Here is a 12,395-nt window from a genome sequence, read left to right as displayed (position 1 = left end):
CGTTTGTCCATCGATTTCAACCGCCCATCCACTCACCGCCCCATCCACCCATCTACCCCTTAAGCGCTGGTGACCTCGGTCCAAAACTGGTCAAACAAATCCGTACTGGCGGTATCTACGGCCACAATGCCTTCACTCCGGTCCAGCACCGAATCGGGCGGGTAGAGGTCTTCGTTGGCCTGAATGTCGGCGGGAAGGCGGTCAAAGGCGGCCTGGTTGGCGGTGGCAAAGAAGAGACGCTCTACGGCGGCGCTGGCCACCTCGGGGTCCAGCATGAAGTTGATCCACTGGTAAGCGGCATCGACATTGGGGGCGGTGGCGGGAATGGCCAGGGTGTCGGTCCACAGGGATGCGCCGCTGGCGGGGATGACGTACTCCATGCGATCGTCTTCGAGGGTGAGGGCGATCGCATCGCTGGAGTAGGCCATCGACACGCTCAAGTCACCCCCCAGCAGTTCGTTCTCAAAGCCAGTGGTTTTAAAGGCGGCGATGTGGGGTCTGAGTTCGAGCAGCCGGTTGTAGGCCGCTTCAATTTCCTGGGGGTTGTTGGAATTGTAGGAATAGCCGAGGGATTTTAGGGTGGCCCCCAGGGTCTCGCGCATGTCGTCGAGCATGGTAATCCGACGGGATAGAGCGTCCTGGTTGTCCCACAGAAAGGTCCAGTCATCGGGTGTGCCGGGGGTTACTTCGCTGTTGTAGAGCAGACCTGTAGTGCCCCAGCAAAAGGGCACGCTGTGAGCGTTGTTGGGGTCATAGGCTGGGTTTTGCCACTGGGGCTTGAGGTTTTCCAGGCCACTCAGGCGACTCTGGTCTAACTCGGTGAGCAGCCCCAGGTCGATCATCTCTGACACCATGTAGTCCGAGGGGTAGATGATGCTGTAGGCATCGCCACCGCCCGCCTGCAACCGGGTCAGCATGATTTCGTTGGAGTCAAAAATATCGACCACGACCGGAATACCGGTGAGTTCGGTGAAGGCGGCAGCCAGATTGTCGTCGGTGTAGTTGGCCCAGGTGTAAATTCGCAGCGTGCCATCCCCGCCGCCGCCACCCGTGGGGGGACCGGCCAGGTTCTGGCGACAGTTCGTGGCGGCAAGGCCCGCCATGACCGCCGCCGACCCCTGCAAAAATCGCCGCCGACTGACAGCTGGGCGGCGTGGGTAGGGGGAAGTCAGGGGTCGCTTTACAGACACGGTATTCTCCAGGGGGCTAGTCGGTTGGGCAACAAAGACAGAAGGATAGGGTGCAAGCTCAGGCTTTCGTTCCCCAGTATAGGAGCACAGGTTCCAGGGGATGTATCTGGAGGGACAACCGGCGCTGAGGGCAGCCATCCTGTGGATAGGTCACCTGGCCTTCCTCAGGCGGCATCCAGCACCAGGCAATCATCGGCGGCCCAGTGGACGTAGACGGGGGTATCGACGGCGATCGCCCCGGTGGGTCGGTTGGGCTGCCGCACCGTGAGAGCTTCGCCGGAGCTGAGGCGAACGACGCAGTGCAGGTGGGTGCCCAGGTACATCAGGTGGCTGACCTGCCCCTGATAGCAGTTGCCCCCGCTGCCGGGGGCGCTGAGGCTGAGGCTGATTTTTTCGGGCCGCACGCTGACCACGACATCCTGAGCGGTGGGGCCAGGGGACTGAACGGCCTGGGCCAGAACCCGCAGCCCGCTCTCGGTGGTGACCTGTACCTGGGCGGGGTGGGCCTGGTCCACGCGCCCGGGCAGAAGGTTGGTATCGCCAATGAAGTCGGCCACAAAGGGGGTACGGGGCCGGTCATAGATTTCGCTGGGGGTACCGATCTGCTCAATCTGGCCGTTGTTCATCACGGCGATGCGGTCGGAGAGCGACAGCGCCTCTTCCTGGTCGTGGGTGACCATGATGAAGGTGATGCCCAGCTGGCGGTGCAGGTTGGACAGCTCCACCTGCATCTGCTTCCGCAGCTTTTGGTCGAGGGCCCCGAGGGGCTCGTCCAAAAGCATCACGGCGGGACGGTTGACCAGGGCCCGGGCCAGGGCCACCCGCTGCTGTTGCCCGCCAGAGAGCTGGGCGGGATAGCGATTGGCCATGGCCTCCATCCGCACCAGGCGCAGCGCCTCGGCCACGCGATCGCGCACCTGGGCCGCCCCCAACCGTCGAATCTTGAGGCCAAAAGCAATATTGTCCTTGACGCTCATGTGGTCAAACAGCGCGTAGCTCTGGAATACCGTGTTGACCGGGCGGCGGTGGGCGGGCACCGTACTGACGTTGGTGCCCTGTATAAGCACGTCTCCGGCGGTGGGGGTTTCAAACCCGGCGATGAGCCGGAGGGTGGTCGTTTTGCCACAGCCGGAGGGACCTAAAATGCTGAAAAACTCGCCCTGACGCACCGTCAGGTCGAGCTGACGAACGGCTAAGTCTGCCCCAAACTGCTTGAGGACCCGGCGTAGCTCGACGTCGGGCTGAGTGCCTGTTTTTGCCGTCGTTGTTGCAGACTGAACCGTTTGAGCCATGCCCCTATCTCCCTGGGTTCACCCCAACTTTAGCGATCGCACCTGGTGTGTATCAAGTCTCTGTGATTACAACACTAAACCTGGTTACACCTCTGCCCCCAGAGCAGTCCTGCCTATACTTTACCCACCCCAGCGATCGCCGATGCATTCTGCCGCCAAAAAACTGTCTTCCGCCGGGGCAGTCGACCTGTTGCCCCGGTTTAGAGGCACCTCCAGGCCAACGACAGCCTGGGCTGACGGGTATTGCCACGCCTGCAAAACGCTAGTATGGCAGCAGGCCCTGCTGTGGAGTTTAGACATGATCGATTTGGCCGCAAAACTGGCTCAGCTGCTGTTGCGGTGTCGCCCAGGGCGGCTGGGATGGGGGCTGGTAATGGGAGCTGGGATTGCGATCGCCGGGTGTCGCCCAACCGTGCTGCCCCCGACCGACTCGGTCGCCCCAACCCCGCCCACCGCCACCGCTCCCACTCCGGCTCCCACCGCCCCAACGACAACCCCAGGCACAGCGCCCGCCACTGCCACCCTTCCCGATGCCCTCATCCATGAGTGGCAGCCCCTCAGCAACGTCCTGCTGGCATTTGGCACCATGGCCATCACCCCCAACCAGGTGGAGTGGAGTAGCGGTCAGCGCAGCCCCTATACCCTGGTGAGCACCGAGGGGGGCTACCTGCTCAGGCTGGAGTCCAGCCCCAGCTTTTACGACACCCAAAACCAGTACATTCGGCTGATGCCCAAAGCCAATGCCACGGGGGCCGCAACATCTTTAGAAATCGCGTTTTTCCCCAGCGAGGCCCAGCTCCAGCGGGACGAATACGTCATGTACGGCTCCTATTTCGCTGAATAGGATTGCCGAGTAGGCGCTGCTGGGCCAATTGCAGGTACGTAGCAAACAGGGTAGAGGTGCGCTTTATCACCCCTACCCTGCCGATTGAACCGTTTACAACCTGAAGCGCCTGGCTGGCTGGTTTAGAGCATCAGCATCACCTAACGACTTCGATTCTCCAGCACTTCCTGCACCTGCTCACTGGGGGTGTACTGGTACCCAAACACCGACTGATCAGAGTCATCCAAAATCTGGGGAGTCAGCAGGATAATCAGTTCCTGACGGTTGCTGTCCGTCGAGGTACTGCGGAATAGCGCCCCCAGAATCGGAATATCGCCCAGAATCGGAATCTTGTTGACGGTAGAGCGTTCTGACTCCTGGATAATACCGGAGAGCAGCAGGGTCTGCGAATCGCGCACCCGTACCTGGCCAGAACTCAGCTGCCGCCGCGACAGGAGGACAATGTTGCCCTGACCGGTGTCAAACACCTGGGTAGGCGCCGCAATACTGGGCGCTACGGACAGGGAGACAAAGCCGTTATCGTCAATGCGATCGACGTTGATCTGCAGCACCAGACCCGCCAGCTCAATTTCTGTCTGGGTGGTCACCACCGGGGGACCTGTATCGGGGATGGTGACGGTCTGGGTGACGTCGGTAACCACGTCCTGGGTGAGCTGAACGGTAAGCCGTCTGCCCCTCCTGCACAATCAGCGTCGGGTCGGTGATAATCTTGCCGTTGCCGTTCTGCACCGTAGCCAGGATCTGAAGCAGGAAGTTACCGGCGACGTTGGCATTGGTTCCGCCACCCTGAATGCTGCGCGGCCCAATCGGCGTAGCCGTGGGCGTGCCCCCTGGGAAGACCTGGGTAGGAATGCCAGCTCCCAGGTTGAGAATGCCCAGGCCACCCGTGCTGCCGATGCCAAAGTTGCCGGTCTGGAAGGAGAAGCTGGTGCCAAAGGCCTCCAGCGCATTGAGGTCGATGTCAATCACCCGGAGGTTGATGGCCACCTGCCGTCGTCTCAGGTCGATGCGGGTCAGCTGCTCGGTGGCGATGGCAATCAGGTCGGCTCGGCCAACCAGCGTGACAGAGTTGGTTCGTTCATCGGCCACCACCTGCAGACCGCGCAGAATACCCTGACTGTCTACATAATCCACCCGGTTGACTTCAATTTGCTCCACCGTTGAGGTCTGAGTCTCAGTAATGGGAGGAGACCCTTCGCCAACCGTTACCGCATTGACGTTGGTGACCAGCCGCTCACGGCTGACGGCACTCTCAGCCCCCAGCGCCACCAGGAAATTGGTAGCTACCGTAGCATCGACCTGGTTAAGCCTGAGGGTGCGAGCGACGACATTCTGGGCGGAGACGGGCAGCTGTGGCCCCACATAGATACTGCGCCCAACCCGGTTGGCCTGGAGGCCCGTCACCCGCAGCACGTGGTTAAACACATCCTGGACGGACTCGTTTTCAATGTCGAGGCTCACAGGCGGACCGTCAGGACTGCCGGCGGCATCCGGTGCTCCGGGGGTAGTCGCGCCGGCGGGGGTAAAGACCAGGTTGAGCCCAGCCGCCCGAGCTAGCAGGGACAGAACTTCGCGAGCCGGAGCATCCCGCAGCAGCAGCCTGGGAATCCGCTCGTTACTACCCAGGTTGATCGTGCTAAACGCAGGGGCTCCCTCAGCGACGGAAATATCTCCCACCGGCGGGGCTACGGCCCGGGGCAGGAACGGAGGAACCTGCTGGCGCTGGGGCCGGGGCACTGGGGTGCCGTCAATGGTGACTTCGGGGTTAGGCACCAGCACATCGGGACTGGCTGGGACCGGCACCTCTGGAGCGGGAGTCGCCTGGGCAACGGTAGAGGGCGGCGTGGCCTGGGCGACTGCAGGAGGAGTGGCAGGGGCCGGCACCGTCTCCAGCTCGGTGGGCACTGGGGTAGGGGCCTGGGCCCTACCGTCGTTGCGAACCGACAGCACTACGCGATCGCGGTTGGAGGCGACCTGGCCGACCGGGGCCTGACCATCGCCGTCAATGGTCACCCGCACGCTGTTGGCATCGAGGGGAACCACCGACACCTGAGCAATGCCAGGGGCGGGGTTGGCCTGGCTAAAGGTGCTGCCGTTGGGCAAGTTGAGCTGAGCGCGGGTAATGTCGGCGACCAGGCTATTGCCCTGGTTGACGGTAAAGACATTGCTGCTATCGCCGCCCTGGGTTTCAAACACCAGCTCAAGGCCGGTGGAAGTGGGGTTGAGGCGGACATTGGTAATGCTGGTCACTGAAGCCAGGCCAGGCTGGGCAGCCAGGGCAACCAGGGCACTGCTCAGCAAAAACGGTTGCAGGTTCATCAGGCGGTTCACGGTTCACTCCTCCATCACAGGTGCGGCTGGGCCGCGCGGGGTTTGACTGGGCTAGGTAGGTTAGTTGGTAGATTGGGGGCCACGGGGTGGCGCTGGACGCTAAGCTCCAAAAGGCTGAGTTAACCCCCTTCAGGAGGGACTGCACCTTCTTCGCCCTCGGCGGGGACTTCCGGTGGGGGCTCCGGCGGCACGCTGGGATCGCCGATGGGCACCAGCACTTCCAGGGTGAAGTCGGTCAGCAACAGGCGACTAACCCCCAAAAGCTGCTCCTCTGAAGCCCCATCAGGTGGCGGCGCAATGCTCTGCTGCACGTCCCGGATGATGATCAGCGGCTCCAGGCGCTCGATATTGCGCATGATGCTGAGGGTCTGGGGGAACAGGGCCTGCATTGACACATCGACGGTGTAGCGTTCCAGCCTGCCGTTGAGCTCGGCGGGGCCATCGGCCAGCAGCACCGAAGGGCTGGGGTTAAACCGCAGTAGCTCGGAGGTGTAGAGCTGCCGTTGCAGCTGTGGTTCACCGGCAAACTCTGTCCTCACCCGCTGTAGTTGTTCGCGGTTGAGGCCCAGTGCCGCCAGCTGGGCATTGTCGAGGCGGGCGGGGTCGGCCCGCAGCACATCGGCGATCGCCGCGTTGCTGTTCTGAATTTGCTGGTTGATGTCGAGCAGCAGCGTATCAATGGTCTGGGCATCGCCCAGGAGGCTGTAAATGCCCGCCCGCTGCTCGAGGGCGGAGTTGAGCTGAGCCTGGAGAGCCGCGCGGTCCTGCAGACTGGCCCGCTGCTGGTCAACCTGGGCCTGCTTCTGGGCCACTTCGGCCTCCAGAGCCGTTCTCTGCTCCTGCACGGGCTGCACCACAAAGTTGTAGAGGGCAAAGGCTCCCAGCAGACCCAGTATGCCCAGACCAATGGCCTGAACCTTGGGTGTCAGCTCGATGCCAAAGGCCGTCGGGTAGGTGGGTCCTACCTGCTCTAGGCCCTGGTTATCCTCACCGGGAAGGAAGTCTCCTGTGGCGGTCATTCGATCACTCCTTGTTCTCTCAGGGCCCGAAGACGGGTTACTAAACCGACCGTACCCTGGCGCTCTAGCTCATCGATCAGCTGAGAGGCCGGAGTATTGGTGATGTTGGCACCGATGGTGTAGTCGATCAAAAAGTCGGGGTCGTCCACCGCAGCCCCAGGACAGCGCCCCTGGGTTTGGGGGTCGAGCAGGGTAGGCTGCTGCTGGGCCTGGGTAATCGCTACGGTCTGGGACTGTAGCAGGGGCGATCGCTGCAGCACCAGGGCAAAGTCGTTGATGGCGTCGTAGGCGCAGGACACTCCCCCAATCGAAATGCCCCCGGCAGCGGGTGGCACCACATTGGGATCGACCTCCAGGGAGGTGCCGGCGGTCTGACTGAGGCTGACGATTTGCACCCTGGCCGGAGTTCGGGTGCGAATGTCCTGGAGCAGCGCCGACCAGGGCACGATGTCATTGAACACGGTCACGAAAGCATTGTTTTCGGCCCGCACCAGGTCAATCTGCTGCTGAATGCCGCTAATTTCCTGGAGCTGGCTTTGCAGTGCAGCGCTTTCGGCATCGAGCTCAGCACTGCGGGCCTGGAGCTGATTGACCTGCCCCCGGGTGACGGCCCAGAAGCCGCCCACCAGCGCCAGGGGAACCAGCGCCGCCGCCAGGCCAATGTAGAGGGGTCGGCGATCGCCGACCACCGTTGCTCGGCCCGCTCTGGCTCGAGGCTTGGCTTCAAAGACCCGAACTTCGCGGTCCTTGAGGAAATTGATATCCAGACCGTACATAGCTATACCTCCCGCAGGCCAAGGCCAATCACCGTCGCCAACCCAGCCCGCTGACTTTCGGGAATGTCTTCAGCGACATCCAGCGCCAGCGCCGAAATGGGGTCAATCTGGCTGGCGGGCAGGCTCAGCCGCTGGGCCAGAAACTCATCGAGTTGGCCAATCGAAGCCCCTGGCCCCGCCAGCAACAGCTGGGCCACCTCCATGTCCTCCCCCTGGTTCAGGTAAAAGTCGATGGAGCGGCGCAATTCGTCCGAAAGCTCGCCCAGTACCCGCAGCATAGCGGTCGTGCCGGGGTTGGTGTTGCCCATCTGGGGCGCACCCACGGTGTCCATGGTTTGAATCGGCACCGTCATACCCTGGAGCAACTCGGTGTTGCGCGAGGGGGGCAGGTTCATGGCGCGGCTGAGGGCGCTTTGGATCTGAAACGTGCCGATGGGGACGGTGCGCGAAAAATGCGGCACCCCATCGACCACGATTGAGATCTCAGTATTTTCAAACTCGATATCCACCACCGCAGCAGCTTCCTGGGGGGTGAACTGCCGCAGCTGCTCCCGAATGGTGCGAATCAGCGCAAAGCTGGAGGTTTCCAGCACGTTGAGCACCAGCCCCGCCTGCTGAAACACTTCTATATAGGGGTCGGTCAGGTCTTTGCGCACCGCCACCAGCAGCACCTGCACCTTCTCGATGCCGTCTTCGTCCACAAAGTAGCCCAGCTTCTGGTAGTCCACATCGGCCTCTTCGCGGGGGAAAGGCAGGTAGAGACTGGCCTCCTGATTGAGCACCATTTCCCGCAGCTCCTCATCGTCGAGCTCGGCGGGCACCGGAATCACGCGGGTAATTGCCCGCCCCGGAATGGCAGTGGTGGCCTGCTTGACCTTGAGCTTGCTTTCCGCCAGCACCGTTTGAATGGCGTCGGCCATAGCGGCTGTGTCTAGAATTTGCCCCTCTTCGTAGATTCCTTCGGCCAGTTCAACCGAAGCCAGTGCATCTAACTTAAGCGAGGTTCCCTGCTTTTTCAGCCGGGCCAAATTGACTTTCTCGGGGGTCAACTCAATTCCAACCCCCCGAGGTTTGCGACTAAAAATAGCTTTGAGACTATCCACGGCAGTATCCGAAAAACAGGTGGGTAACCAGAAAACCTGCCTGGCTTGACGACAACCAAGCAGACCCAAACGGCCCATTTATAACCCTGCCAAAGACCCGCTTTGGGCAATGGTTGAAGGGATCTAAGTGGCGCAGCAGCTATCCCTGGGGAAAAGTGCTAACGAATGGTACACAATTTAATTCAGTTTTTCCACTTTTCTTTTTTACGCGCTAGTTTCCTCGCTGGGAAGGCAGACAAGGCGCTCTCGGTTTAACTCGCACCCATTGGTTTCACCACTGCTCCTGATGGAATACCAGGTCAATCTATAGCTGGTATCACCAGCGATATTACACACAATTTTGAAAAGTGAGCACTTAATATTGAGAAAATATTGCTTTGTGCTGACCCGTTCTCTATCTCTGGAGTAATTGACGATGACTGCTCCCCTGCTGCCCCTGGGCACCCCTCTGAAGGTCGATGCCCAAACCCTGCTACTGCTGGGGTCGGGCGAACTGGGCCGGGAGGTGGCCCTGGAGGCCGTGCGACTGGGGTTGGAGGTGGTGGCCGTCGATCGCTACGACCAGGCTCCGGCCATGGCAGTGGCCCATCGCCGCCACGTAATCGACATGCTGGATGGCGCGGCCCTGCGGCAGGTGGTAGAGCAGGAGCAGCCGGGGCTGATTGTGCCGGAGGTGGAAGCGATCGCCACCGATACCCTAGTTGCCCTCGAAGCCGAAGGCTGGCGGGTCATCCCCACCGCGCGGGCCACCCAGCTAACGATGAACCGCGAGGGCATTCGACGGCTGGCGGCGGAAGAGCTGGGCCTCAAGACCTCGCCCTTTCGCTTCGCCAGTACCGAGGCGGAGTATTGGGCGGCGATCGCGGCCATCGGCCTGCCCTGCGTAGTGAAGCCGATCATGAGTTCCTCGGGCAAGGGCCAGAGCACCGTGCGCCAGGAATCTGAGGTGCTGGCTGCCTGGACCTACGCCAGGGAGGCGGGCCGGGGCAAGGGCGATCGCGTCATTGTCGAGGGCTTTGTGCCCTTTGACACCGAGATTACCCTGCTGACCGTGCGGGCGGCGGATGGCACCCACTTCTGCCCCCCCATCGGCCACCGCCAGGAGGCGGGGGACTACCGCGAGTCGTGGCAGCCCTGTGCCCTCCACCCCGATACCCTGGCCGCCTGCCAGGCGATGGCCAGAGCGGTCACCGATGCCCTGGGGGGCTGGGGGCTGTTTGGCGTGGAACTGTTCATCGCTGGGCCCCCCGACCAGCCCCAGACCGTCTACTTTAGCGAGGTCAGCCCCCGCCCCCACGACACCGGCATGGTAACCATGGTGAGCCAGCACCAGTCAGAGTTTGAGCTGCATGTGCGGGCGATCGCGGGCCTGCCCATCGGTGAGATTTCCCTGGTGCAGCCGGGGGCCTCGGCGGTGATTTTAGCCCCTGGCCAGAGCGACAACCCCCGCTACTCGGGCCTGGACGAGGCGCTGAAGGTGCCGACCAGCAAGGTGCGGCTGTTTGGTAAACCCGTCGCCCACCCCAACCGCCGCATGGGCGTGGCTCTGGCCCTGGGCGATACAGTGGAGGAGGCCAAAGCGCGGGCGATCGCCTGTTCCAGCGCCGTGCAGGTCATGCTGTAGCCGCACACTTGTTCACTGGATTGGTGCTGTCGCCCCACCAATCTTGTCCACTTTAAGAGAAAATGAACAACCGTATTGCAGCCATCGATCTAGTTGGGCCCCCTCGACTGGCGGATTTCTCTGGTCGGGGCATTGCACCGCAATGCCCCGATGTCGAACCTGCCCTGACCGAATAGATGTTTGCAAAACATTAGCTCGTCAGCGCCTTGGGCGTGTGGCTGAGTAAGGTTGACTGTGTTGCGGTAGCCCCTATCCCTGGACATGCCATGAGACTACGCTCCTACGCCCGATTTAGTTTGTTTGCCCTATTGGGTTTGATGATGAGCTGGTTGGTGGCCTGCGGAAGCGGGCAGCCCACGGCCAACACCCCGACCGATGGCAGCCAGGAGGTTGAATTCTGGACGATGCAGCTCCAGCCCGACTTTACCGACTACTTCAACGGACTGATTGCCGAATACGAAGCCCAAAACCCTGGCACCACCGTGCGCTGGGTGGATGTGCCCTGGGCCGACATGCAGAGCAAAATTCTCACCGCCGTCACCGCTGGTACCGCCCCCGACGTGGTCAACCTCAACCCCGACTTTGCCGCCCAGCTGGCCAGCCGCAACGCCTGGCTACCCCTGGATGACAAGGTGCCCGCCGAGGCCAGGCAGGTCTACCTGCCCAACATCTGGGAGGCCAACACCCTCAACGGTCAGAGTTTTGGCATTCCCTGGTACCTGACTACCAACGTCACCCTGCACAACCAGGACCTGCTGGCCGCCGCTGGGGTCGAGCCGCCCACCACCTACGCCGAGCTGGCCGAGGTGGCCCGCCAGGTAAAAGACGCCACCGGCAAGTACGCCTACTTCACCACCTTTGTGCCCGAAGACTCCGCCGACGTGCTGCAGTCCTTTGTGCAGATGGGGGTCGAGCTGGTAGACGACCAGGGCCAGGCCGCCTTCGACACCGACGCCGGTCGCGCCGTCTTTCAGTACTGGAGTGACCTCTACCAGCAACAGCTGCTGCCCCAGGAGGTGCTGACCCAGGGCCACCGCCGCGCCATTGATCTCTACCAGGCGGGCGAAGTGGCACTGCTTTCCACGGGGGCAGAATTCTTTCCCACCATTGAGGCCAACGCCCCCAGCATTGCCGGTGTCACCGGCAGCGGCCCCCAGATTACCGGCGACACCGGCAAGACCAACGTGGCGGTGATGAATCTGGTGATTCCAGCCAGTACCGACGTGCCTGACGCAGCGATCGACTTTGCCCTCTACGTCACCAACGACGCCAACCAGCTGGCCTTCGCCAAGGCGGCCAACGTGTTGCCCTCGACCGCCGGGGCGCTGGAGGATAGCTACTTTGCCGCTGCGGGCACCAAAGGGGTAGAACAGGCGCGATCGGTCAGCGCCGAACAGATGAACCAGGCTGAGGTGCTGATTCCAGCGATGGATGGGGTGAAGGAATTGCAGGCAATTATTTACGACAATCTGCAAGCGGCAATGCTGGGCCAAAAAACGGTCGAACAAGCCGTCAGCGATGCGGCAGCCTCCTGGAACGCTCGGTAGTCAAATGCTCTTTGCGTCTTGAACGCACCCAATCCAACTGTAGGGTGCATCCCCTAGCGATGCACCACTAGCAGCGATGCACCATTAGGGGAACTCAAGCAATGGCAGACTCTCGGCTAAACGTCTCGCGACCGGGAATGGTGGATTACGGCGGGCGCAATTTGAGTGCTGGATACGAGGGTGATAGGCCACCTAATGCACCCTACGAATTCATTAAGACTTCAAGAGCTGGTCGAGAATGGTGCGGGCGGGCTGGGCACGCTCCAGGGCGCTCTGGTAGTCGTTATAGAGCTTGAGGATTTTTGACAGGCCGCCGATGCCGCCGCGCAGTTCTTCCAGTTCGTCGCCCGAGAGCAGTTCGCCGTCGAGCAGGCGCAGAATCAAAGGCTTGATATCGCCCACATCCTGACGGGCTTTTTGTAGCTTTTCGACGGTGCTAAGCAGGGTTTTGAGGTCTTTGAACAGATCGTCGATCTGATCGGCATCTACCGATTCGAGATCGTCGGACGCAAGCACATCCTCTGTCGCCGCTGCTTCTGCTGCCGTTACTTCTGCTTCCGCCACTGCCGTTGCCCCATTTTTGACCTGAGCCATAGCTTTGTCTCCCAAGCAACCATCAACGAAGTGAAGTATAGCGCACAAAGTTCAAGCGTACTATTCGTGCAGGTT

Annotated in this window: 11 protein-coding genes; 3 read left to right on the top strand and 8 right to left on the bottom strand. The window is 61.5% G+C overall.

The features are described from left to right. Positions 1-59 precede the first annotated feature (59 nt). Both NF78_RS09285 and NF78_RS09280 read right to left on the bottom strand, forming a co-directional pair. The gene (locus NF78_RS09285; RefSeq protein ID WP_225885265.1) at positions 60-1,190 is read right to left on the bottom strand and encodes an extracellular solute-binding protein; all 1,131 of its coding nucleotides are present in this window, start codon (positions 1,188-1,190) and stop codon (positions 60-62) included. Between the two features lie 164 nt (positions 1,191-1,354). Further along, positions 1,355-2,482: an ABC transporter ATP-binding protein gene (locus NF78_RS09280; protein WP_035985871.1), complete on the bottom strand. Its 1,128-nt coding sequence runs from the start codon at positions 2,480-2,482 to the stop codon at positions 1,355-1,357. Between NF78_RS09280 and NF78_RS31025 the strand changes: the two genes are divergently transcribed. After that, positions 2,481-3,326, top strand: coding sequence for a hypothetical protein (locus NF78_RS31025; protein ID WP_156119708.1), 846 nt, complete (start codon positions 2,481-2,483; stop codon positions 3,324-3,326). The two genes, NF78_RS09280 and NF78_RS31025, sit on opposite strands and share 2 nt — an antisense overlap. A 140-nt stretch (positions 3,327-3,466) precedes the next feature. Here NF78_RS31025 and NF78_RS32930 read toward each other — a convergent pair whose 3' ends face one another. From NF78_RS32930 to pilM, 5 genes are all read right to left on the bottom strand, one after another. Then, positions 3,467-3,967 (bottom strand): type II secretion system protein GspD, encoded by a 501-nt coding sequence (locus NF78_RS32930; protein ID WP_263970573.1) that lies wholly within the window; start codon positions 3,965-3,967, stop codon positions 3,467-3,469. Next, positions 3,891-5,657, bottom strand: a complete 1,767-nt coding sequence (locus NF78_RS09270; RefSeq protein ID WP_263970572.1) for a type IV pilus secretin family protein — start codon at positions 5,655-5,657, stop codon at positions 3,891-3,893. Before NF78_RS09270 ends, NF78_RS32930 begins: the two co-directional genes overlap by 77 nt. Positions 5,658-5,776: 119 nt before the next feature. Then, entirely contained in the window at positions 5,777-6,676 is a 900-nt protein-coding gene (locus tag NF78_RS28135; RefSeq protein ID WP_052050026.1) for a hypothetical protein, read from the bottom strand. Then, positions 6,673-7,452, bottom strand: coding sequence for a PilN domain-containing protein (locus tag NF78_RS09255; protein WP_035985867.1), 780 nt, complete (start codon positions 7,450-7,452; stop codon positions 6,673-6,675). The genes NF78_RS28135 and NF78_RS09255 overlap by 4 nt, the downstream gene beginning before the upstream one ends. A 2-nt stretch (positions 7,453-7,454) precedes the next feature. Next, the gene (gene pilM / locus NF78_RS09250) at positions 7,455-8,555 is read right to left on the bottom strand and encodes a type IV pilus assembly protein PilM (protein WP_035985866.1); all 1,101 of its coding nucleotides are present in this window, start codon (positions 8,553-8,555) and stop codon (positions 7,455-7,457) included. A 415-nt stretch (positions 8,556-8,970) separates the two neighbouring features. On the opposite strand from pilM, the gene purT reads away from it, so the two are divergent. Together purT and NF78_RS09240 are read left to right on the top strand one after the other, a co-directional pair. Further along, on the top strand, positions 8,971-10,179 hold the full coding sequence (purT, locus tag NF78_RS09245; protein ID WP_052050024.1) for a formate-dependent phosphoribosylglycinamide formyltransferase: 1,209 nt from the start codon (positions 8,971-8,973) through the stop codon (positions 10,177-10,179). 266 nt (positions 10,180-10,445) lie between these two features. Beyond that, positions 10,446-11,726 carry an ABC transporter substrate-binding protein gene (locus NF78_RS09240; RefSeq protein ID WP_035985865.1) on the top strand — a complete coding sequence of 427 codons (1,281 nt, stop codon included), beginning with the start codon at positions 10,446-10,448 and terminating at the stop codon, positions 11,724-11,726. Positions 11,727-11,939: 213 nt separating this feature from the next. Here the strand turns inward: NF78_RS09240 and NF78_RS09235 are convergent, their stop codons facing one another. After that, entirely contained in the window at positions 11,940-12,320 is a 381-nt protein-coding gene (locus NF78_RS09235) for a hypothetical protein (RefSeq protein ID WP_035985864.1), read from the bottom strand. Positions 12,321-12,395 lie beyond the last annotated feature (75 nt).

Source organism: Leptolyngbya sp. KIOST-1, from assembly GCF_000763385.1.
GTDB lineage: Bacteria > Cyanobacteriota > Cyanobacteriia > Phormidesmidales > Phormidesmidaceae > Nodosilinea.
The sequence above is the reverse complement of the archived record's forward strand: the minus strand, read 5'-3'. Positions and strand labels throughout refer to the sequence as shown.

Excerpts from the sequence above, each read along its gene's own strand:
- NF78_RS31025 (WP_156119708.1), top strand. The coding sequence starts at position 2,481 with ATGCCCCTATCTCCCTGGGTTCACCCCAACTTTAGCGATCGCACCTGG.
- NF78_RS09280 (WP_035985871.1), bottom strand. The coding sequence starts at position 2,482 with ATGGCTCAAACGGTTCAGTCTGCAACAACGACGGCAAAAACAGGCACT.
- NF78_RS28135 (WP_052050026.1), bottom strand. The coding sequence starts at position 6,676 with ATGACCGCCACAGGAGACTTCCTTCCCGGTGAGGATAACCAGGGCCTA.
- NF78_RS09255 (WP_035985867.1), bottom strand. The coding sequence starts at position 7,452 with ATGTACGGTCTGGATATCAATTTCCTCAAGGACCGCGAAGTTCGGGTC.
- purT (WP_052050024.1), top strand. The coding sequence starts at position 8,971 with ATGACTGCTCCCCTGCTGCCCCTGGGCACCCCTCTGAAGGTCGATGCC.
- NF78_RS09240 (WP_035985865.1), top strand. The coding sequence starts at position 10,446 with ATGAGACTACGCTCCTACGCCCGATTTAGTTTGTTTGCCCTATTGGGT.
- NF78_RS09235 (WP_035985864.1), bottom strand. The coding sequence starts at position 12,320 with ATGGCTCAGGTCAAAAATGGGGCAACGGCAGTGGCGGAAGCAGAAGTA.